A 21878-nucleotide genomic window follows, 5' to 3' on the forward strand; every position below is an offset into this window, starting at 1 on the left:
GAGAAAGCGGAAACAAACGGTCTAAATAGAAAGGATCGAGAGGGTGGCGGACGAGAGCCTGATTGCGCGCATAGACCGGTTGGAATCGCTGGATGCGATCCGGCAGTTGGCCGCGAAATATTCGCTGGCGCTGGACATGCGCGACTCGGATGCCTGGGTGAATCTGTTCCCCGAAGATGTGAAGGTCGGCGGCGGCAAGCAGGGGCGGAAGGCGCTGCGCGACTGGTTCGACGAAACCCATTCGATGCAGTTTGATGGCACGTCCCATCATATTGGCGGCCACATTATCGATTTCGATGATCCCGACCATGCGCAGGGCGTCGTCTATTCGAAGAATGAGCATGAGACCGGCGCCGAATGGGTCATCATGCAGATGATGTATTTCGACAAATATGAGCGGATCGACGGCCGCTGGTATTTCCGCCGCCGCTTGCCGCTTTATTGGTATGCGACTGACCTCAACAAGCCGCCGATCGGTGATCGCAAGATGCGCTGGCCGGGCGTGCAGCCCTATCATGGCAGCTTCCACGACCTGTTCCCGAGCTGGAAAAGCTATTGGGACCGGCATGGGCAGCCGCATGACGGCCCGGTCGATGCGCCCGCGCCGCTGGAAAAATTCATTGAAACGATGCGGCGCGGCGCTCCGCTGCCCAAGCCGCGCGTACGGAGCTGATCAACATGACGGATATTTTCTCGCCCGTGACATTGGGTGACATTGCGCTGTCCAACCGGATCGTCATGGCGCCGATGACGCGCGACCGGGCAGGACCGGGCGACGTGCCGACCGACATCATGGTCGAATATTACCGCCAGCGCGCCAGCGCCGGGCTGATCGTGACGGAGGGGACGCAGCCTTCGCCCGTTGGCAAGGGATATTGGCGCACGCCCGGCATCCATAGTGAGGCGCAGGTCGAAGGATGGCGCAAGGTCGCCGACGCCGTGCATGGCGGGGGCGGAAAGATCGTCATGCAGCTGATGCATGTCGGCCGCGCCGCCGTGCAGGCGAACAAGGATGCGGACGCAGAGACGATTTCGCCTTCGGCCATTCAGTGCCCGGACAAGATCCCCGGCCCCGATGGCGTTCCGGTGGAAACGGTCGTGCCGCGCGCGCTGGAAACGGATGAGATTCCCGGCGTCATTGCGGAATATGTGACGGCGGCGCGCAACGCGATCGCCGCTGGTCTGGACGGGATCGAGCTGCATTGCGCCAGCGGATACCTGCCGATGCAGTTTCTGTCATCGAACAGCAATCACCGGACCGACCGCTATGGCGGGTCGGTGGAGAACCGCATTCGTTTCGTGGTGGAGTTGCTGGAGGCGCTCGCCAGTGCCGTGGGTGCGGGCCGGGTCGGCTTCCGCATCTGTCCGGGCGTCAAGTTCAACGGCATGGATGATGCGAACCCGCATGAAACCTATGCGGCGTTGTTGAACGCTATCGACGGCATGGGGCTGGCCTACTGCCATCTGATCCACATTCCGCTGGAAGGGCAGGACGCGCTGGAGCTGGTCCGCGCCAATTGGAGCGGCGCGGTGATCGAGAATGGCGGCCTGAACCTGGAGAAGGCTTCGGCGGTGGTCGCAGAGGGGAAGGCCGAGGCTGTGTCGTTCGGCTATCTCTACATCGCCAACCCCGATCTGGTGGAGCGTTTCCAGACGGGGGCTGCGCTCAATAAGGCCAACAAGGCCAGCTTCTACACGGGCAGTGGCGACGATCGGGTCGGTTATCTGGATTATGCGCTGCTGGACGCATGAGCGGCGGGTAGGGTCACAAGACTATAAGGAGAGATAATATGGCAAAGCTACTGGAAGGGCGCACGGCGCTCATCACCGGGGGTGGGCAGGGTGTTGGTCAGGGCATCGTGCGGGCGCTGGCCGCTGCCGGGGCGAATGTCGCGATCGCTCAGCGCAAGGCAGATCAGGGCGAGGAAGAGGCGCAATATCTGCGCGACACGCATGGTATCGACGCCTTTTTCATCCGTACGGACGTGACGCAGCGGGCCGAGGTGGAAGCCATGGTCGAGGCCGCGCACCAGCGGTTCGGACGGCTCGACATATTGGTGAACAATGCGGGCGCGAGCTTTCCCAAGCGGATCGAGAAGCACACGGATGAGGAGATGGAGGGTTCCTTCGCCCTCAACTATTATGCCGTGTTCTGGGCGATGAAGGCCGCTTTCCCGATCATGAAGGCTCAAGGGTTTGGCCGGGTCATCAATCTGGGATCGCTGAACGGCGTCAATGCGCATATGTTCACGGTCGCCTATAATGCCAGCAAGGAAGCGATGCGGGCGCTGACCCGGACGGCGGCGGTGGAGTGGGGGCCGTTCGGCATCACCTGCAACACCATCTGTCCTTCGGCGACGAGTCCGCAGGCGCAGGATTATTTCGCGGCCAATCCGGAGATGACGCAGGCGATCCTGCAACAGGTTCCGGCCGGGCGCTTTGGCGACGCGGAAGCGGATATTGGTCCGATCGCGGTGTTCCTCGCTAGCGAGGGCGGCGGCTATATGAGTGGCAACACCCTCTTTGCCGATGGTGGCGCGCATGTGAACGGCGTCGCCTGGCGTCCTGAAGTAGAGGATTGATCGCCATGGAACGGCTGAAGGGAAAGCGCGCTGTCGTGACCGGCGGCGCGCAGGGGATTGGTGCGGCTATTGCGCGGCGGCTCGCTGCCGAAGGGGCGACGGTCGCGATACTTGACCTGGATGCGGCGGCGGCTGGCGCGGTGCTGCCTGCGCCGCATGTGGGGATTGCCTGCAACGTGGCGGACAGCGCTTCGGTGGATGCAGCCTTCGCGCAGGTGAAGGAGGCGCTGGGTGGCGTCGATGTGCTGGTCAACAATGCCGGGCGGGGTAGCGCGGCGGGCGACGGCATGGACCGCTATTATGCGGCGCAGGGGGAGCGGGCTGAGCAAATTGCGCGAGGCGATGCGCCGACGACCTTCGTCGATCAGACGATCCATTGCGAGGATGAGGGCTGGTCCGGGGTGCTGGCCGTGACGTTGGACGGGACGTTCAAATGCAGCCGGGCGGCGGTTCGGTTGATGGCGGAACAGGGGACTGGCGGCAGCATCGTCAACATCGGATCGACGTCTGGCGTGAAGGGCGATGGACCTATCCCTTATTGCGCGGCCAAGGCGGCGGTTCTGGGCATGACGCGGGCGATGGCGCGGGAGCTGGCGGATCGCGGCATCCGGGTTAATGCGGTCAATCCCGGTGCTACCGAGACGCCGATCTACGCAACGCTGCCTACTGAAATGAAGGACATGATCGCGGCGGACAGCCTGATGAAGCGTCTGGCCCATCCGGACGAGATTGCGGGCGCCGTGGCGTTTCTGGCTGGCGATGACGGCAGCTTTGCCACCGGCAGCATCGTGACGGTGAATGGCGGGGCTTACTTCGCATAATGAGAGCGGATCGGAGCAGGACATGAAGGCACTGGAAGGCAAGGCAGCGATCGTAACCGGCGGCGCGCGCGGGGTGGCCAAGGGTGTGGCAACCGCCTTCGTCAAGGCCGGGGCGCGTGTCCTGATCGTTGATCGGGAGGAGGAGCTTGGCCGCGCGACCGAGGCCGAGTTGCGCGCACTGGGGGGCGAGGCGCATTTCCTGGCCGTCGACCTGGCGCAGCGGGCGGAGTTGCCGAAGATCATCGAGGCGGCGATCGGGCATTTCGGCGGTTTGGATGTGCTGGTGAACGCGGCGCAGGCTTCGCGCCAGTTGCCGATGGCCGAAACGACCGATGAGGCGATGGAACTTGCTTTCGACACCGGCTTTTGGCCGACTTTCGTGCTGATGCGCGAAGCCTATCCGCATCTGGTTAAAGCCAAGGGATCGGTCATCAACTTCGCCACCGGCGCGGCGTTCGATGCTATTCCGACGCAGGGGTCTTACTGCGCCGCGAAGGAAGCGATCCGCGCCATTTCCAAGGTCGCGGCGAGCGAATGGGGCGCGGAGGCGGTGCGGGTGAACATCATTTGCCCGTTCGCCAATTCACCGGGCGTGATGGCCTGGAAAGAATGGGCGCCCGCAGACTATGATACGCAGATCAGCAAGGTATCACTGAAGCGTATTGGCGATTGCGAAAAAGATATTGGCGCGGCCGCCGTTTTCTTGGCAAGCGACGCGGCAGGTTATATCACCGGCCAAACGCTGATGGTGGATGGGGGGCAGACAAAGGCCTTCTGATCTCGATCGCATAAGGAGAGGACAGCTTTTCGTGACCGACATTTCGCTTCATCGCCCCTATCCCGCCAGCAAGGTTGAGCGGTGGGATTTCGAAACCGACGTCGCGGTGATCGGCTTTGGCGCGACGGGTGCGTGCGCGGCAATCGAAGCGGCGGCGGCAAGCGCGCGGGTGATGCTGTTCGAGCGCGGTTCGGGCAGTGGCGGCGCGTCGGCACTGTCGGGCGGTGAGATTTATATCGGCGGCGGCACGGATGCCCAGCGCGCGGCGGGGTTTGAGGACAGCACGGAGGATATGGCCGCCTATCTGAAGGCGGCGGGCGGGCCGTGCGCGGATGAGGCGAAGTGCGATCTTTATGCGCAGGAGTCGCTCAATCACTATGCCTGGCTGAAGGAGCAGGGCATCCCCTATCGCGGCAATTATCTGCCCGGAAAGCATATCGAACCTACCGACGATTCCACCCTGATCTGGTCGGGTAGCGAAGCGGCATGGCCCTTTTGCGAGATAGCGAAGCCTGCCCCGCGTGGGCATGTGATCGCCCATATGGGTTGGGGCGGTGGTCGGCCGCTCATCGACCTGCTGGAGGCTCGGGCGAAGGCGCTTGGCGTTGAGGTGACGACGGACGCGCGGGCGGTGGCGTTGGTGCAGGATGACGATCGGCGGGTCGTGGGCGTCATCGTGCGCATCGATAATGTCAATCGCTTCGTCCGTGCGGCGAAGGGCGTTATCCTCTGCACAGGCGGCTTTGCCTTCAACGAGGATATGCGCCGCCGCTATTGCGCGGAAACCTTCAAGATCAGCAGCCCGATCGGCGATCAGGATGATGGCGTGGGCATCGAACTGGGCGTCAGCGCGGGTGGCGATGCCGTCCATATGGAACAGTTCTTCACCACCTGTCCCTGGACCATGCCCGAACCGCAGGCCTATGGCGTGTTCGTCAATCAGGCGGGGCAACGCTTCATCAATGAGGATTGCTATCACGGCCGGGTCAGTCGCGCTGCGATCGACCAGTTGGGGGACAGGGTCTACCTGTTGCTCGACATCGCCCATTTTGACGAGCCGTTGCCCATGGCGGGGATGACGATCGCGGGGACTGGCGACAGCTGGGAAGAGGTGGAAGCGGAACTGGAAATGGCGCCGGGCACGTTGTCCGCGACCATGGCCTTCTACAACGCCCATGCGCGGGAGGGGCGTGATCCGCTGTTCCATAAGCGCGCGCCGATCCTGACGCCGCTGGATCAGGGACCGTTCGTGGCGCTGGAGCTGAATTTCGCGACTAGCTATTTCAGCTTCTTCACGCTGGGCGGCTTAAGGACATCGACCGATGGCGAGGTGCTGGATCGGACGGGCGCGCCGGTGGCGGGCCTGTTCGCGGCGGGGCGCTGTACTTCGGGTCTTCCGGCATGGGGTCATGGTTATAGCTCTGGCCTCAGCCTTGCCGACTGCACTTTCTTCGGGCGTCAGGCCGGGCGGAAGGCGGCGCGGGGCTGATCTTCGCCTGTCGGTCAAGACCTGATCCATTTGCATGATGTGCGGCGTTGCCCGTCGCATCATCATGATGGTCAGAAACATAACCGACAGGAGAGTGACTTGACCATCGATCAGGGCCGCAAAGGTCTGCGCTTCGCCGTTATTGGAGCGGGCATGGCGGGCATCCTTGCCGCCATTCGCCTGCGCCAGGCGGGGGAAGATTTCACCGTATATGAAAAGGCCGGGCGGCTGGGCGGCACCTGGCGGGAAAATCGCTATCCGGGCCTAACCTGCGACGTGCCAGCGCACGCTTATACCTACAGCTTTGAACCTTATGCGGAGTGGGACGCCTATTATGCGAAGGGCGGCGAAATACAGAGATATTTCGAAAAGACGGCGGAGAAATACGGCATCATGCCGCATGTCCGTTTCAACAGCGAAGTCGTGTCTACGGCGTGGGACGAGGGCGCTGGCGTCTGGCGGCTGGGGCTGATCACTGGCGAAGAGGTTGAGGCCGAAGTCGTGATTGCCGCTTCGGGTGTGCTGCACCATCCCAAGCTGCCCGACATTGAAGGGCTGGACAGTTTCGAGGGGCAGGCTTTCCACAGTGCCCGCTGGCAGGATGATGCCCCGGTCGATGGCGCGCGGGTGGGCGTGATTGGCAATGGGTCTACCGGCGTGCAGATCATCACGGCACTCAATACATGTGCGTCGAAACTGGTGCATTTCCAGCGGTCGCCGCAGTGGATCATGCCGGTTCCCTATTTCCAGTATAGCGAAGAGGAAAAGGAAGCATTTCGTCGCGATCCCGCGCTGATCGACGACATTCGCAACAACAAGGAATATTGGGACAACATCTTCCGCTTTACGCATGCGATCACGGACACGCATGGCCCGGAGATCGCGGCGATCGAGCAATATTGCCTCGACAATCTGGAAAACAGCATCCGTGATCCTGAATTGAAGGAAAAGCTGCGCCCCAATTATCGGGCGGCGTGCAAGCGGCTGATCTACAGCTGGTCATACTATGACGCCGTGCAATCGCCGAACGTCGAGGTGGAGCGTGACCGCATCGCGCGCGTCGAAGCCAAGGGTGTGCGGATGGAGGATGGACGGCTCCATGAACTCGATACGCTGGTGCTGGCGACGGGTTTCCATGCCGATCGTTTCATCCGGCCGACAACGGTGTTGGGCCGGGGCGGCGTTGCGCTGGACGATGTGTGGGCCGTTCGGCCGACCGCTTATTATGCGGTGACGATACCGGGCTTTCCGAACTTCTTCATGTTGAATGGGCCGACGGGGCCGGTCGGCAACTTCTCCCTGATCGATATTGCGGAGAAGCAATGGGCCTATGTCGATCAGTTGCTGGACCTCCTTCGCTCCGGAGAGGCGCGGACGGTTGAACCGAGTGCTGACGCTCATGCTGATTATGAGGAAAGGCGCATCGCGGCGGCGCGCACGACAATCTTCGGATCGGGCTGCAACAGCTGGTATCTGGATGCGACGGGCGTCCCGGCTAGCTGGCCTTGGAGCTATGAGGCGTTTGCCGATGCGATGGCGGCTCCGGTGCTGGCGGATTATCGGGTTGAGGCTGGGGCGGAATTGGTTGGGGGGTAGGGATTTTGATTCCTCAATTCCGTTCGGGCTGTTTGAACGAGCCGCTTGTCTCGTTCAAATGTCGAAGCCTCTTACTTCTTAAGACAAGTAAGGCCCTTCGACAGGCTCAGGGCGAACGGGGGTTAGGTGTTCTCGATAAGGGCAGCTTAAATGAAGAAGGGGAGCGTTGTCGCGCTCCCCTTCTTCTTTGGCGTTGAACGTCCGATCAGCGGCCCATGGCGGCAACCGCTTCAGCCGCGCCCCGGATCGCGCCTTCGATATAGGTGACGCCGGTGCCGTCGCCGACCTCCACCACATCATGGCCCTGCGCGCGGAGCGCGTTGGCGAGGGTGGAGTCGCCGTGGGCGCCCATGGCCACCACCACATGATCGGCAGCGACGCTCTTCTGCTCGCCGTCTGTATTGGTGAAGCTGACGTTGTTCTTGCCGATCGCGATGCCGCTCGCGCCGGGGAACATGGCCACGCCATGTTCGCGCAGTTCCGCCAGCAGGCGCATGCGGCGCACCAGCAGCAGGCCGCCGCCGAACTTCACGGCTTCGCCGATGACCGTGACTTCACGGCCGCGCTCCATCAGGAATTCGGCTAGCTCCACGCCGACCAGTTCGCCGCCGATGATGACGACACGCTTGCCGAGCGGCATCCAGGCGTGGGTCGCCTTGCGCACCAGATCGAGATTGGCGGTTGCGCCGGTTGCCGCGCCGAGCTTTGTGGCGACGCGGGTCGTCCAGCTGGTCTTGCGGCGGATTTCGGCGGAGTCCTCACCCAGCATCATGCCGCGCAGATCGTCGCCCGACAGAACGAAGTCCTGATCATTGCCGGGGATCGGCGGCATGTCGCGCACGGCGCCGGTCGCGACGATGACCTTGTCGGGCATCAGGCTGGCGATCAGTTCTGGGGTCGCCACCGTCTTCAGGCGCACATCGACCTTCGATTGGCCGATCTGGTCGCGCAGCCAGTTGAGCAGCCGCTCATTGGGTTCATAGGCGAGACCCGCAAAGCGCAGCGTGCCGCCCAGACGATCGGACTTTTCAATGAGCGTGACCTTGGCGCCCGCGAGGTCCAGCCTGCGCGCGGCCTCCATGCCGCCGGGGCCACCGCCCACGATCACGACATGGCCGGGAACCTTCGCGGGGGACCAGTCGAGGTCCTCATAGCCCGTTTCCGATCGGACGGCGCAGCGGACCTGTTCGCGCAGATAGGCGGTGCTGACGCAGGTATAGCAGTAGATGCAGGGGCGGATGTCGGCGACCCGGCCCTCCGCCAGCTTGCGGGGCAGGTCCGGGTCCGCGAGCAGCTTACGGCCCATGGCGAGGAAGTCGAATTCGCCCTGCGCCAACCCCTTTTCGCCGCGGTCGATTTCCACCCGGCCCGATGCGATCACGGGGATGGAAACGACCTTCCGGATGGCTGCGGCAGCTTCCAGATTGAAGGCGGGTTCGTGCGGGATGTTGGAGCCGGAGTGGAGCTTGCCCTGACCCACATCATGATAGGCGGTGACGGTGAGGGCGTCGGCGCCCGCTGCTTCGACCAATGGTGCCAGTTCTAGGGCATGGTCGATGGTGATGCCGTTCTTCTTGCCCAGTTCGCGTGAGTCCATCTTGACCCACATCGGGAAGTCGGGACCGACCGCCGCGCGGACGGCGCGTACGACCTCCAGCAACAGGCGTGCTCGGCCCGCTACGTCGCCGCCATATTCATCCTGCCGCGTGTTGGTGGACGGCGACACGAAGGAGGAGAGGAGGTAGCCATGGCCGCCATGGATTTCCAGGCCGTCCATTCCGGCGCGCTTGGCACGGAGCGCTGCGTCGGCGAACTGGCGGACGGCATGGTCGATGTCGGCTTTCTCTAGAACCTTGATTTCCGGCACCACGCCGCCAGCGAAGGCCGCCATTTCTTCGGGCAGGAAAAAGTCGGGGAAATCGCCCGCGAAGGGGGGCGGATAAGCCGGAGCCCAAAGGGGATGGCCGTCCTGCGCGCTATGGCCTGCGACGAGGCCGCCGTGGTGAAGCTGTGCCGCGATCCGGCCGCCGGCTGCGTGGACGGCCTCGGTGAGTTTCGTGAGTCCCGGCAGGAAGCGGTCGTCGGAAATTGCGGTCTGGTTGGGCTGAACCGCGCCTACTGGCCAAGCGACGCCGGTGACGCCCATGATGATCAGGCCCGCGCCACCCTTTGCCTGCGCGACATGATAATCGATCAGGCGCTGGCTGACCGTGCCGTCTGCTTCGGCCAGGCTGACGCCCATGGCGGTGACGATGATTCGGTTGGGGAGGGCCAGCGCGCCGATCTGGCCCGGACTGGTGAGAGATGCAGGCGCTGCGCCCGACCGTGATTGTGAAAGGGCAGCGGTCATCATGATCTCCTAGATTTGCCACATGCGTATGGTCGTCATCCTTTTATCGCGTTCTTTGTCGTTAGTCAGGCAAAAATAATGGTGATCGCGTAAGAATTTGCACGATCTACTCCAGATTGATCGCTTCGCGCAAATTTGATCGGGATGAACAATAAAAAAGGGGACGATCGTCGGATCGCCCCCCTTTCATTCATTTTGAGCTTAGGAAGATCAGCCGATCTTCAGCGCCGCTACCTCGTCAGCCGACAGGGTGAGCGAGGCGGCCTTGACGGCTTCCTCGATACGGGCCGGGCTGGACGCGCCGAAGATGGGGATCACCTGCTGCGGCTGGTTCAGCAGATAGGCGAGCGCTACGTCCGAAACGCTGACGCCATGCTTTGCGGCGATGTCCTTGGCGGCGGCCAGGCGATCCTTGTTGACCGGGTTGTCGTAGAAGCCCTGAAGATGTTCGGGCACTTCACCCTTTTCAGCGAAGGCGAAGTAGCCGCGGCTCTGCGAGCAATAGGGGATGATGGCGAGGCCGGCATCCTTGAGCTTGCCGCCATGATCTTCGAAATACATCTGGTAGCCTTGGGCGGTGGCAGCCTCTTCATTCGGCTTGGCGAGGCCCCAGAAGGGCTCGACGGCGATGAAGCCAGCCTTGCCGTTCGCCTTGGCGTATTCATTGGCTTCGAGCACGCGGGCGTCGGACCAGTTGGACGCGCCGAAATAGCGGATCTTGCCCGCATTCTTGGCGTCGTTCAGGAAGTCGATCAGTTCGGCAACCGGGGTTTCCGGATTGTCCATGTGGACCCAGTAGAGGTCGATCGTGTCGACACCCAGATGCTCAAGGCTCTCGTTAAGGTCGCTGCCGATGTCGGTCGGGTTGACGCGGTTGCGATAGTCGCCAGCGCGCATGTCGAAATGGCCGCCCTTGGTCGCGACGATGACGTCTTCGCGCTTCTTGCCCTTCAACCAGGCGCCGATGGCGCGTTCGCTGGCGCCCTTCGGCGCGTCGGGCATCCAGTCACCATAGGAACGGGCGGTGTCGACGAAATTGCCGCCCAGCTCCAGGAACTTGTCGAGGATCGCGTTGCTGCGGTCCTGGTCGATCGACCATCCGAGCATGTTGGTGCCATAGCACAGACGGCTGACCGAGAGGTCGGTATTGGCGAGCGTGACCTTTGAAAGCATGGCTAACTCCTGCATGGCGGCGTCTCTTGCGGGTGCAAAAGTGTGCCCTAAACTACCCCGCGGACATCCGAGCTAGTGCTAAGCGCCGCTCCGGACATCCCGCGACGCGCGGACAATCAATGTTGCGCGCGCGTCATGGCGAGAGCGGACAGTTACGCAGCCGTCGGCGAAAAGGAAAGGGGGATTGTTGATATTCGTAGCTGTTACGGCAGGGCGGGCAGCCGGGCCGATCAATAGCTGCCATTGGTGACGATCACCGTTGCGCCGAGCGTGGTCGAAGGCAGCGGGATAAAGGTGGAATAGCGCATCAGTGGTGATCCGCTCATGTCGTAGCGAACTTGCACCTTGAACTGCCCGACGCCGTCTGGCTGCGCCTGAATGTCGGGCGTCCCTCCGGCAGAGAGCAGTGCGCCATAGCCATCGATGACAGCCTGTGCGCGGGCGCGGGCCAGCGTGGCGCGTTCGCTGGAGGAAAGGCCCGCCATCGCGGCGCGCGCGCCTTCCGCAGCGGCATGGCGGACGCCGAGCAGCGCGGAGAACCAGAAGGAATAGATGATGATCGCGAAGATGAGCATCAGCAGCGCTGGAGCGACGAGCGCGAATTCCAGCGCGGCGATGCCTTTCTGGCAATCGAGGAGCCGGTGGAGGAGCCGGAACGCGCGCGGGCGGCTCCTCCTGCGATGGGCTTTCATCGGGGGTTTAGGTGACGCTGTTGAACAGGGACGTGAAGGCGCCGTCCAGCGCGGCGGTGAAGTCGCCCCTTAGTGCAGAGATGGCGGCTACGACCACGCCGCCCAGTACCGCATATTCCACGGCGGTGAGGCCTTTTTCGTCGCGCGCCAGGCGCTTCATGAACTTTCGTGCCACATCGATGATCATCGTCTTTCTCCTCAAATCCCTCCGGTCATGATCGGCGGCGCGTGGAGGGGATCGCGCCGCCGGTCTCCTTAAATCAGCACCGGCACGCCGCAGCGGGCGCCCGTGACCCACATGGTCGCATGGCCGAGCTGGATGCCGAGCGCGGCGAGCAGATTGTCGAGCAGTGGATCGGCGGTGGTGCCGATGAGGGCCGCCAGCGGGGTGGTGATGGCGCCGAGCAGTTGGGTCCGCGTGGCGCTTGCGTCGCAGACGGGCCAGATGCAGAGGTTGAGCGCCTTCACCTGGAGGCCGTTCACGTCGCTGAGGCTGTTGGTGAGTGATGTCAGCAGCGGTCCCGTCTGCGACCCGTTGCCGATGCTGGCTGGCGTGCCCGGTGTTCCCGGGCGGCCGATCGTGCCCTGACCGCCCGGCCCGAAAAGCAGCGTTCCGCTATTGCCCATCACCGGCTGCGCGACCGCGCGGGCGTCGGCGGTGATAAGGTTGAGGACGCTCAGGATCCGTGCGGGCGCTATATCGTCGGCAGAGAGCGGCGGCATCGGGCGGGTCATGGCGTTGGCGGGCGCCTGACCGATATAGGCGTTGACGAGGCCGGAGCTGGCGAGAATGCTCACCCGGCTGTCGCGCGCCTGCTCCGCTGTGTTGGCGCAATCGATCGCGCTGACGTCCGCTCGGGCTGCGGCGACGTCGATAAGCAGGGGGACGGATTCGACGCCGATCCCCAATATGTTGAGGTTGAGGCCGAGGGTCAGCTGCAACCGTAGCGCCGATGTGCTGGCGCTGGTCTCGCCCGCTGGTCCGAAGGAGAAGCGGGGCCTGTCAACCGGGCCGGTGGCGACGGCGGCGAGGCGGATCGTGCTGCCAGAAGCGACGCGGCTGATGGCGTCGGACAGGTCGATGCTGCCATTGCCTGCCTGAACGGCGAAGGCGAAAAGCTGATAGGCGTTGAGCCCGGCGCGCAGGCCGGGTTGTTCGTCCGCTTCGCCGACGGGCATGTTCTTCCAGACGCCAAGGCCGAAGAGGCCCTGCAATGGCACGGAGTAGCTATTGCTCACCTGGCCTGCGACTAGGGTCAGGGTGGCGGCGGTGGCTGGTTGGTCGGCCGCGCTTGCCGCCGCTAGCATCAGGTCGCGCAAACCCACGCTGCGGCTGGTCAGGGTGCCATAGGTGCCCGTTTCGCCTACGCGCTGCGCCAGTGCGTCGAAGAAGCGGCCTGCATCGACATAGCCGCCCATCAGCGTCTGAACGTCGCTGGCTCCCAACTGCAACTGGATACCGAGCAGCCCGCCGAGCAGATCGTTGACGCTGTTCACCAGCGAATTGGTAACGGCGAGGATGCCGGAACTGACGCCGACGCCTGCTTCGTCGATGCGCGCGGCGGTGGCGGTGGCGGACAGGTCAGGTATGGGATTGGCGCCACCCAGAACGCGGGTGAAGAATTGGCGGCTGGGCTTGCCGGTGCGGATGCGGATGGCATTGGGCTGGCCGTTGCCGGGGCAGCGGGAGAAGCTGGCGTCGAACCGCTGGGGCGCGGATAGGGCCGCGTCGGGGCAATAGCGGCCAAGCTCCACCGAACGCAGGATTGCGGGATCATAGCCGTTACGGCTGAGGCTGTCGCGGGCGCGCGCTTCGGCTTGTGCGGGATACAGGGCGGCGGCGAGGGCGGCGCTTTCGGTCGCGGCGCGCAGGTCGCGGTTTCCCGCATAATAGAGGCCTGCGTCGAGGGCGAAGCCCATCGCGCCGACCAGCGCTGCGCCGAACGCCGCGACCATCGGCACCACGGCTGCGCGCCGGTCTTGCCACAGGGGATGGAGGCGGCGGAGCAGCATCATGGGAAGGCGGGGGCGTCCTGATCGGCGGAGCGGGGCAGGGGCTGGCCGATGGATTGCAGGTAGCGGTTGCGAATGACCTCTGCTTCTTCCGCGCTGAGGCCGGTGCTTTCCGGGGCGCGGGGTGGTGAGCGTAGCTGCCATTCGATGACGCGGCGCGCCTGATCAGGCTGGGGGAGCGTGGGGGCAGCGGCCGACAGGAGGCAAAGGTAGAGCATCAGCGGTCCTTTGGTGCGGGAAGACGAGCGGCTTGCGCGGCGATCTGACGGCGAAGCGCGTCGCGCTCATGGCTATCGCGGATGGTGGAGAGGAGGGCTTCCGCCTCGGCATTTTGACCGGCTGCCTTTAGCGCGAGCAGGAGGTTGTTGCGGATCACTGGTGTGCCCGGCGACAGGTCCAGCGCGCCGCGCAGGCTTTCCGCCGCGTCTGCCGCTAGCCCCGCGCGTAGCTGGGCGAAGCCGAGGGCGTTGCGGAGCATGGGGTCGGCGGGGCTTGCCTGCACGGCTTGGCTGTAGGACGCTATGGCTTCGGACCAGTGTCCGCGTGCGGCGAGCAGGTGGCCGCGTAACGCGCTGCCGCCGTGGTCGGGGAGCGCTGCGGCTGCTGCTTCGGCCGCATTGAGGTCGTTGAGGTCTAGCAGGCTGTTGACGCGCAGGATGCGGGCGTCGCGGTCGCCGGGGTAGCGGCGGTCGAAATCGTCGAGATAGGCGATGGCGGCGCGCGGCCTGCCGTCGGCGCGCGCCTGATGGATGAGTTGTAGATAGAGGCTGCGGGTCGAACCGGATGTGTCGGCGGCAGCGAGCAGCAGGGGGAGGAGCCACATCATCGCGCGCTTGCCCGCAAGGTGTCGAGGATGGCGACTACGGGAGGCCCGCCCAGAACGATGAACAGGGCAGGCATGAAGAAGAGGATCATCAGCACGACCATGCGCACGGTGATGCCGCCCATCGCTTCGCGCGCGCGGGCTACGCGGCGCTGGGTGAATTCGCGGGCGAATTCGCGTAGGGCGGGGGCAAGCTCTATCCCCTGGAACATGGCCTGGCGGAAGAGGGATGCGAGTTCTTTCGCGCCGCTGACTGCTACCCGTGAGGCCCAGCGATCGAGTGCCAGTTCGTAGCGCATGCCCCTATCGAGGTCGGTCACCAGCAGGCCGATCAGTTGGCCGTGGTGCGGCACAGCGACCTGTTCGTCGCGGGCGATGGAGCGGAAGCACTGGTCTAGCGACACGCCGCTTTCCAGCATCATCAGCATGAGGTCGAGCAGGAAGGGAATTCGGCGGTGATCTTCCTGGCTCGGCCGGAGGCGAGCAGGTTCAGAGCTTGGCGCGCGCCCACGAAGGCGAGCCCTGCGGCGATGATGATGAGCATTGGGCGTGATAGCCAGCCGTGCCAGACGATGCGGCACAGGAGCGCGGTCAGCAGGGCCGCGAACATTGTTGTGGCTAGGCGCAGCCAGAGGAAGTGGTTGATGGCGCGCGGGTCTTGATAGCCTGCGAGCTGCAATTGGCGTTCGAGGGTGGACCGGTTGCGGCCCTCAGCTCCTAGGATGGTGGGTAGGCGCAGCGCGGGCTTGGCTTGCCTCGTTGGCGTAAGCCGGGCGAGCCGTGCTTCTAGCCTTTGGTCGGCGATCAGCATCCGGCCGCCGAGGATGGCGATCCCGATCCCGACGAGCGCCATGAGGAGGCAGGCGAGGAGAAAGGCCGAGGGCATCAGAAGGCGAGCCTCATCACCCGGCGCATGACCAGCATGCCTGCGATCTGAAGTCCGATGGCGATGAATGCCATCCGGTGCCCGCGCGCATCGTCGAGGAAGAAGTCGATATAGGCGGGGTTGGACGCCATCAGCAGCGCCATCGCGACGATCGGCATGGCGATCAGCACGCGGGAGCTGACCTTGGCTTCGGACGTCGCGGCTTTCAGTTCGCGCGCGATGCGGATGCGTTCGCGCAGGATGGCGGAGAGGTTCGACAGCGCCGCGCTGACGGGGCCGCCATAGCGCATATTAGTGCGGATCGCGGCGGCCAGCATCGACATTTCAGGAACGCGCAGCCGGTCGGCAAGTTGCTGCATCGCCTCGCTCACCGGGGCGCCGAGTTCGAGGCGGCGTGCGGCTGGAGCTAGATAGCTGCGGACGATGCCGGGTGCGTCGGTGAGCGATCGTTCCAGCGCCTGAGGCAGGGAGCTGCCGACTGCCTGCATCTGGCGCACGGCATCGATGTAGAAGGGTAGTGCTTCGATAAGGGCATTCACGCGGCGCTGCGCCCGTGCCCTGATCCACAGGAATATTATGGCGGGGGGGAGCGGTAATAGGACGACCGTCATCACCGGCCCGGTGGCCAGCAGTGTGGCGAGGGTGAATAACGCCATGCAGCCGCCCAAGATGCCGATCGCGCGGGTCGTGATCTCCAGTTGCGCGCGGGCCAGCAGTGGCGCGGCGAGGCTGGGGACGGTCAGGCGGACGCTTTGGCGGGACGCGGGGGCATTGCCGGGCGCGATTGCCGCCAGCCGTCGCGACAAGCGCGCCTGTTCCCGCGCGCGCATGGCGAGCAGGGGGGAGGCCGAAGCTGCCAGCGTCAGCAGCGCGAGCAGGATGAAGGCCGCCGCTTTCACACTATGCTCTGCCGGAGGGGGGCGGGCGCATAGTCGCGCAGACGGGGGGCGAAATAGGGGCGGGGCGAGTGGCTGCGAAATTCGCCCATGCCGGACATGGCGGGTTGTTCGTGGAAGCTGAACAGCTCGTTGAAGGAATAGGTTTCGCCCTCGATGCCGGTGACTTCCGTCACGCCGGTGACGCGGCGGCTGCCGTTCGAGAGGCGCTGAATATGCACCACGACATGCACGCTGCTGGCGATGAAGCGCCGGATCGCGCGGATGTCATTCTGAACCCCGGCAAAGCCCATCAGCATTTCGAGACGGGCGAAGGCATCGCGTGGGCTATTGCCGTGGAGGGTCGCCATTGATCCGTCATGGCCGGTGGACATGGCTTGCAGCATCTCCACCACCTCGACGCCGCGCACTTCGCCCAGGATGATGCGGTCGGGGCGCATGCGCAGCGCGTTGCGGACGAGTTCGCGTGCGCTGATTTCTCGATTGCCGTCGACATTGGGCGGGCGGGTTTCCAGCCGGACGACATGGTCCTGCCGCAACTGCAACTCGGCTGCGTCCTCTATGGTGATCAACCGCTCGCGATCGCTGATGAAGTGGGACAGCATGTTGAGCAGGGTGGATTTGCCCGCGCCCGTGCCGCCGCAGATGAGGATGTTGAGCCGTGACCGCACGGCGGCGGCCAGATAGGCGGCCATTTCGGCGCTCATCACCTGGCGGTTGATGAAATCCTCTATGCCCAGCGCCTGCATGCGGAACTTGCGGATGGACAGCATCGGCCCGTCGAGCGCGACCGGCGGGATGACGATATTGACGCGGGAGCCGTCGGCGAGGCGGGCGTCGACATAGGGGCTGGCTTCATCCACGCGGCGGCCGATGGGGCCGACGATCCGCTGGATGATGTTCATGAGGTGGGCGTCGTCGCGGAAGCGCCGGTCGACCTTCTCCAGCAAGCCGCTGCGTTCGACATAGATGGTGCCGGGGCCGTTGACGATGATGTCGTCGATGCTGCCATCGCGGAGTAGTGGGGCTAGCGGGCCGAGTCCGGCGACTTCGTCCTCCACATCCTCGATTAGCAGTAATCTTTCCGCTGCATTGAGGGCTAACTGCCCGCGCCTGCTTCGGCTGGTGATGACCTGCTCGATCTCAGCGCGCAGTGCCCGTGCGCCTAATGTTTCGGCGGTGCTGCCGCGTGCTTCCAGCTGTTCGATGACTTGCGCGCAGGTCTGGGCCATGACGGCCTGATAGCTGTCGCTCATCCGCTGGGCGGCTGGCTGCGCTACCGGAGCGGGGCGTGCCGTGCCGCGTGGCAGGCCGGTGTCGAAGAGCAGGCTCATGCTGCTGGTTCCACCGGGCGCTGGAGGAGGCGGCGGAGACGCTCCAGGCTCTTGGACGATCGCTGTGGTTCGATGCCGCAGGCGGTGCGGATCGCGCGCATGTAGCGGTCTGGGGTGGCTTCCATCGCAAGCGGACGGCCTGCGTTCAGGGCATTGCGCAGGCGGACTTGGTCGATGGGGAGCGGTAGGGTGCTGTTTGTGCGCAGGATGTCGCCCATGCGGCGGGTATCGAGCAGAATGGCGGGTTGATGATCCCAGACGAGCAGCTGCGTGCGGGCGAGCGTGGCTTCATCGTCGCCGATCCGGTCGATGAGACGGCGGCATGCGTCCATCTCGCGAATCGATTGTGCGCAGACCAGCTCGATCCGGTCAGCAAGGGAGGCCAGCGTGCGCAGTAACGCCGGGTGACGCAGGCTGCCCGCGCAGAGGATAAGGTCGCCGCAGCAGGCGCGCAGCAGGCGGACGAGCGCGGCTATGTCGGCAGGGGCTATCCCGGCCGGTTCCGTTCCTGCGCCGCCGTCCAGCGTGAGGAGCATGAGGCCGCTTGGATCATGCCGGGCGAGCGCGCTGGACAGCAGGCTTGCGTCCAGACGCTCTATGTCGGCTATGGCTGATGCAATGCCGTAGCTTACCGGGAGGTCGAGATAGGCTTCGGCCGCGCTGGTCGGCATGGTGAAGTCGATCAGCAGCGTCGAGGAACCGGCGCGGGCGCGGCTGACCGCCATGTCGGTCGCGACCATCGCGGCGGCTTCCGGATCGGCGCCTAGGACCAGGGTCAGCCGTCCGCCCTTGCCATGATCGGCGGTTGAGCGGTTGAGGAGGCGGCCGAGGATCGCGGCGATTTCTTCTCCCTCCGCCTCACGGGGGATGACATCGTCGGCGCCGGAGCGGATGGCGTGCAATATCTCGTCGGCTCCTGTTTCGCCGGTGACAAGCACGATCGGGCGTCCGGACGCGCCTTCGGCCACTGCCGACAGGGCTGTTGCTATCGAGCGTTCTGGAGGGATTGCGTCCCGGTCCACCAGAATGACGCAGGGGCCTTCGACCATATCCGGCGTGACCGCCTGCGCCAGTTCGACCGCCGCGCGGCCCTGCATGGCTTCGCTGATCCGCGCCGCGAGGCTGTGATCGACCGAAAGGAGGATGATGCGCGCCATCGTCATGGCCTCACCACGCCGAAGGGGACGGCAGGGTCCTTGGTGTCGAGCAGCGATCCGGGTAGGGCGGGCACATCCTTGGCCTGCACCGGCCCCACCAGCCGGGGCGTGGCGACGATGACCAATTCCTGCCGTTCCTTCTGGGTCTGCTGGCGGCGGAAGAAGGCGCCGATCACGGGGATGTCGCCTAGCAGCGGTGTCTTTTCTCGTGTGGTCGATTGGCTGGAATAGCTTAAGCCTGCGATCACGAAGCTCTGGCCGCTGCCCAGTTCGACCGTGGTCTCTGCCGAGCGGCGGCGCAGGCCGGGCACGACATAGCCCTGCAATTGGACGCCGCTATTATAGTCGAGTTCGCTGACTTCCGGCGCGATCTTCAGCACGATCTGGTCCGGGGAGAGGACGAAGGGGGTGACGGAGAGGCGGACGCCGAACTCCTTATATTGGATGGAGATGGCGTTGCCGGTGCCTGACGCTTGCGGCACGGGGACCGGTATTTCGCCCCCGGCGAGGAAGCTCGCCTGCTCGCCCGAGCGCACCAGCAGGGTGGGCTGGGCCAGCAGTTCGGACAGGCCGTTGGAGGAAAGGGCGCTGAGCACCGCGTTGATGCCGCGATTGGGGGCGGACAGGAACAGGTTGAAGGCATTCTGGATGGGCACGCTGGCGTCGAGCGAGGAGCCGCCGGGCGCGAAGCTGGCGCTCTTGAAACTGCTGGGAGAGACGACCGCGCCCTGAATGTCGCCGCTCAATTTAGAGAAGTTGAAGCCCAACGCCTTGAGCGTGGAGGAAGACACGGCGGCGAACTGCACATCGACGGCAACGACCTGTTCGCCTGCGACGATGCGGGGGCTTATGAGCGCGCCCGGCACTCGTGCGGTTGCGGGGGAGGATGACACGGCAAAGCGCGTTTCCGCCATCAGTGCCCCGTCGCGGCCGAATATGCTGATCGTGGTGGTGCCAGCGCCTATTCCGGTGACGCTCAAGGACCGGGCGGTTGGCGCGGCGACCGAAATGACGTCGTCGCGATCGACTTCTATCCGGCCGATGGGGCGGGGATAGGTGAGCGTGCGCTTCTGCTGGATCGATAGCGACCTTTGTTCCTGCGCCTGGGCGGAAGTTGTTGGGGCGAGCGCCACTGCGAGGGCGAGGATGAGTTTCAACGCCGGGCGCTCCCCGAATAGAGGGTTTCGCGGCGGTCGCCGATGACCAGCTCGATCGGCTGACGGGGGGCAGGGGCGGGACGGGGCTGTGCCGCCACGGGCGCGGGGCGCACGGGTAGGGCCGGGGTGAGCGGGGCTGCATCAGGTCCTTGGGAATTGGCTGGTGCGACCGCGACCTGCTCGCTGTCCACCGGATTGCGAAGGGAGAGCGTAAGGGCGCCCGTGCTTTTCGCCAGCGACAGGATGGAGACCTGACGGGGATCGAGTGCCAGTGTCACGGTTCGGGCGGGCGGTGGCGGGGAGGAGAGCTGGTCTTTCGTCCCTGATACTGGCGTCGTGCCGAGGACCGTCTCACCCACGGCGAGGACCTGAACCATCTGCAACAATGTCTGGGCGCGGCTGCGGCCTGCGCCGCGCGCGCCGCTGATGGCATCGGCGCCGGGATAGACGACCTGTACGTCCACACGGTCGCCGGGGCGGACGAGGCCCGCCACCGCGATTTCGGCCGTGGTGTCGATGCTGACCGCCCGCATACCGACGGGCACGCGGATCGCGAGCTTTTCCTCGCCGCCGACCGCGTCCCGGGGGATGAGCGCGCCTGCGGCGATGGCGCGGGTGGCGACCTTGCCGATTAGTTCGGCGGGCGTGGCGGCGGTCGGGTGGCGAGTGGGGTCAGCTATCGCATTGCGGATCATGGCGGCAGTGATCGTCTCGCCTGTCCGGATCGGGCGGGCGGCGGATGCAAGGACGACGGGCTGGGGGGATCGACTGTCCGTTGCCGACCGGATCGGCGGGACCGTCGCGGCTGATGACCGTTGCATTTCACGCACGCCCAGCAGCAGGAACAGCATGGCGGCAACCATGCCCGCAACCATCATGATCCTGGCTTTCCACCCCAATTGCATCAATTTCCCCCTTGATCTTGCGTCCACGCAAATCGCCCCGCATCGAGGCAAGACCCTGTAGCTTCGGGGAATCTATGCGTTATCGGCGGCCGAGGGGACCGGAGATGCCGCCGATTTGATGGGACCGGAGGGGCAAATATTGCCCGCCGTTAACTTCTTCGCCCGGCATTTGCGTGGCGCGGCGCGCGCAAGGGCTTTTCTTGCGTGTGCCCAACCACGTGAAAGGTTCAATTTGGCGCAATCTCTCCGGATCGGAGCTTCGATGCAGCCTCGTCAGTGCGCCAGCAACAGCGGGACATGCGCCTCGCGCAGCATCGTGCGGGTCACGCCCCCGAAGACGAGTTCGCGCCAGCGGCTGTGCCCGAACGCGCCCATCACCATCCAGTCGGGCTTTAGCACATTGATCGCGGCTTTGAGCGTCGCCTCAACGGTGCGGCCATCCTGCGGCCATGTATGGAATTGCGTCCTGACGCCATGGCGGGAGAGATATTCGGGGGCGTCGGTCGCGGGGAAGGAGTATTTGCCCGCTTCCTCCACGGTCACCACATCTACTTCTGCGGCATGCTTGAGCAGCGGCACGGCCAGACGGAGCGCGGCCGACGCTTCGCGCGATCCTTCCCAGGCGACGAGCGCCCGGCCCGTGATCATCATGCCCCGCGCGTCCTCCGGCACGGCGAGGACCGGCGTGCGGCCGCCCATCGCCAGATCGGCGGCGAGATGCAATGGATCGCTCATTTCTCGCCGAGGGCCAGCGGGCAGCGTCACGATCATTAAGTCGCATAAGGCGGACGCTGAAAGCAGGCCGTGAACGATGTCGCCATCGACCTGCCGCCAATCCCAATTCACGTCTTCGCGTTGCAGCCGTTGCTCTACCTTAACACGCATGCGCGCATCGATCTGATGCAGTTCGGCCATGATCGCGGGGGCGATGGATGCACCACCGTAAAGATCCCCCGCGACAAGATTAGGCATGGAGGTGACCTGCACGCAGTGGATATGCGCATCTAGCGCGCGGGCGATGTCACTGGCGGCCTGGAGTCGGCTCTCCATAGCGCTGTCGTCGTGGATGTGGAGCAGAATGGATGTCATCGCGCCTCTCCATGCTCTTAAGACCGCGAAAAATGGTCGCCTTCTTATACCCTTCTTTGCCCATCGCGGTTAATAGCATTTATGCTATATATCCAAAGGCGGGTGTGGACGCCGTGCGCCGGGAAGGCGCATCGGCG

22 protein-coding genes are annotated in these 21878 nt (G+C 64.5%); 7 read left to right on the forward strand and 15 right to left on the reverse strand.

Going from position 1 to position 21878, the window contains the following annotated elements; all coding sequences use genetic code 11:
• Positions 1 to 43 precede the first annotated feature (43 nt).
• The 7 genes from ACZ5TB_RS13895 (at position 44) to ACZ5TB_RS13925 (ending at position 7266) form a co-directional block, all read left to right on the forward strand.
• Positions 44 to 673: a nuclear transport factor 2 family protein gene (locus ACZ5TB_RS13895; RefSeq protein WP_449468788.1), complete on the forward strand. Its 630-nt coding sequence runs from the start codon at positions 44 to 46 to the stop codon at positions 671 to 673.
• A gap of 5 nt (positions 674 to 678) precedes the next feature.
• On the forward strand, positions 679 to 1752 hold the full coding sequence (locus ACZ5TB_RS13900; RefSeq protein WP_464793033.1) for an alkene reductase: 1074 nt from the start codon (positions 679 to 681) through the stop codon (positions 1750 to 1752).
• A 38-nt stretch (positions 1753 to 1790) separates the two neighbouring features.
• A complete protein-coding gene (locus ACZ5TB_RS13905; RefSeq protein WP_464793034.1) occupies positions 1791 to 2582 on the forward strand; it encodes an SDR family NAD(P)-dependent oxidoreductase in 792 nt (263 codons plus the stop codon).
• Positions 2583 to 2587: 5 nt separating this feature from the next.
• On the forward strand, positions 2588 to 3403 hold the full coding sequence (locus ACZ5TB_RS13910; RefSeq protein WP_464793035.1) for an SDR family NAD(P)-dependent oxidoreductase: 816 nt from the start codon (positions 2588 to 2590) through the stop codon (positions 3401 to 3403).
• 22 nt (positions 3404 to 3425) lie between these two features.
• On the forward strand, positions 3426 to 4181 hold the full coding sequence (locus ACZ5TB_RS13915; RefSeq protein ID WP_464793036.1) for an SDR family NAD(P)-dependent oxidoreductase: 756 nt from the start codon (positions 3426 to 3428) through the stop codon (positions 4179 to 4181).
• Positions 4182 to 4212: 31 nt separating this feature from the next.
• Positions 4213 to 5670, forward strand: a complete 1458-nt coding sequence (locus tag ACZ5TB_RS13920; protein WP_464793037.1) for an FAD-dependent oxidoreductase — start codon at positions 4213 to 4215, stop codon at positions 5668 to 5670.
• 99 nt (positions 5671 to 5769) lie between these two features.
• Positions 5770 to 7266: a flavin-containing monooxygenase gene (locus ACZ5TB_RS13925; protein ID WP_464793038.1), complete on the forward strand. Its 1497-nt coding sequence runs from the start codon at positions 5770 to 5772 to the stop codon at positions 7264 to 7266.
• A gap of 205 nt (positions 7267 to 7471) precedes the next feature.
• Here ACZ5TB_RS13925 and ACZ5TB_RS13930 read toward each other — a convergent pair whose 3' ends face one another.
• From ACZ5TB_RS13930 to ACZ5TB_RS14000, 15 genes are all read right to left on the reverse strand, one after another.
• Complete coding sequence (locus tag ACZ5TB_RS13930; RefSeq protein ID WP_464793039.1) at positions 7472 to 9619, reverse strand: oxidoreductase; 2148 nt, start codon at positions 9617 to 9619, stop codon at positions 7472 to 7474.
• A gap of 207 nt (positions 9620 to 9826) precedes the next feature.
• Positions 9827 to 10789 carry an aldo/keto reductase gene (locus tag ACZ5TB_RS13935; RefSeq protein WP_464793040.1) on the reverse strand — a complete coding sequence of 321 codons (963 nt, stop codon included), beginning with the start codon at positions 10787 to 10789 and terminating at the stop codon, positions 9827 to 9829.
• Between the two features lie 230 nt (positions 10790 to 11019).
• The gene (locus tag ACZ5TB_RS13940; protein ID WP_464793041.1) at positions 11020 to 11481 is read right to left on the reverse strand and encodes a TadE/TadG family type IV pilus assembly protein; all 462 of its coding nucleotides are present in this window, start codon (positions 11479 to 11481) and stop codon (positions 11020 to 11022) included.
• Positions 11482 to 11488: 7 nt separating this feature from the next.
• Positions 11489 to 11668 (reverse strand): Flp family type IVb pilin, encoded by a 180-nt coding sequence (locus ACZ5TB_RS13945; protein WP_449468804.1) that lies wholly within the window; start codon positions 11666 to 11668, stop codon positions 11489 to 11491.
• 68 nt (positions 11669 to 11736) lie between these two features.
• The gene (locus tag ACZ5TB_RS13950; protein WP_464793042.1) at positions 11737 to 13497 is read right to left on the reverse strand and encodes a TadG family pilus assembly protein; all 1761 of its coding nucleotides are present in this window, start codon (positions 13495 to 13497) and stop codon (positions 11737 to 11739) included.
• Positions 13494 to 13712, reverse strand: coding sequence for a hypothetical protein (locus tag ACZ5TB_RS13955; RefSeq protein ID WP_464780484.1), 219 nt, complete (start codon positions 13710 to 13712; stop codon positions 13494 to 13496). The genes ACZ5TB_RS13950 and ACZ5TB_RS13955 overlap by 4 nt, the downstream gene beginning before the upstream one ends.
• The gene (locus ACZ5TB_RS13960; protein ID WP_464780483.1) at positions 13712 to 14320 is read right to left on the reverse strand and encodes a tetratricopeptide repeat protein; all 609 of its coding nucleotides are present in this window, start codon (positions 14318 to 14320) and stop codon (positions 13712 to 13714) included. The genes ACZ5TB_RS13955 and ACZ5TB_RS13960 overlap by 1 nt, the downstream gene beginning before the upstream one ends.
• Positions 14317 to 14745 (reverse strand): type II secretion system F family protein, encoded by a 429-nt coding sequence (locus ACZ5TB_RS13965; protein ID WP_464793043.1) that lies wholly within the window; start codon positions 14743 to 14745, stop codon positions 14317 to 14319. The genes ACZ5TB_RS13960 and ACZ5TB_RS13965 overlap by 4 nt, the downstream gene beginning before the upstream one ends.
• Positions 14739 to 15203 (reverse strand): hypothetical protein, encoded by a 465-nt coding sequence (locus ACZ5TB_RS13970; RefSeq protein ID WP_464793044.1) that lies wholly within the window; start codon positions 15201 to 15203, stop codon positions 14739 to 14741. Before ACZ5TB_RS13970 ends, ACZ5TB_RS13965 begins: the two co-directional genes overlap by 7 nt.
• Positions 15203 to 16102, reverse strand: a complete 900-nt coding sequence (locus tag ACZ5TB_RS13975; protein WP_464793045.1) for a type II secretion system F family protein — start codon at positions 16100 to 16102, stop codon at positions 15203 to 15205. Before ACZ5TB_RS13975 ends, ACZ5TB_RS13970 begins: the two co-directional genes overlap by 1 nt.
• Complete coding sequence (locus tag ACZ5TB_RS13980) at positions 16099 to 17433, reverse strand: CpaF family protein (protein ID WP_464793046.1); 1335 nt, start codon at positions 17431 to 17433, stop codon at positions 16099 to 16101. The genes ACZ5TB_RS13975 and ACZ5TB_RS13980 overlap by 4 nt, the downstream gene beginning before the upstream one ends.
• Positions 17430 to 18590 carry an AAA family ATPase gene (locus ACZ5TB_RS13985; RefSeq protein WP_464793047.1) on the reverse strand — a complete coding sequence of 387 codons (1161 nt, stop codon included), beginning with the start codon at positions 18588 to 18590 and terminating at the stop codon, positions 17430 to 17432. Before ACZ5TB_RS13985 ends, ACZ5TB_RS13980 begins: the two co-directional genes overlap by 4 nt.
• Positions 18591 to 18592: 2 nt before the next feature.
• Positions 18593 to 19747 carry a type II and III secretion system protein family protein gene (locus ACZ5TB_RS13990; RefSeq protein WP_464793048.1) on the reverse strand — a complete coding sequence of 385 codons (1155 nt, stop codon included), beginning with the start codon at positions 19745 to 19747 and terminating at the stop codon, positions 18593 to 18595.
• Positions 19744 to 20652: a Flp pilus assembly protein CpaB gene (gene cpaB / locus ACZ5TB_RS13995; protein ID WP_464793049.1), complete on the reverse strand. Its 909-nt coding sequence runs from the start codon at positions 20650 to 20652 to the stop codon at positions 19744 to 19746. The genes ACZ5TB_RS13990 and cpaB overlap by 4 nt, the downstream gene beginning before the upstream one ends.
• A 273-nt stretch (positions 20653 to 20925) precedes the next feature.
• Positions 20926 to 21741: a universal stress protein gene (locus ACZ5TB_RS14000; RefSeq protein WP_464793050.1), complete on the reverse strand. Its 816-nt coding sequence runs from the start codon at positions 21739 to 21741 to the stop codon at positions 20926 to 20928.
• Between the last annotated feature and the right edge of the window lie 137 nt (positions 21742 to 21878).

Source organism: Sphingobium sp. TomTYG74, assembly GCF_055393875.1.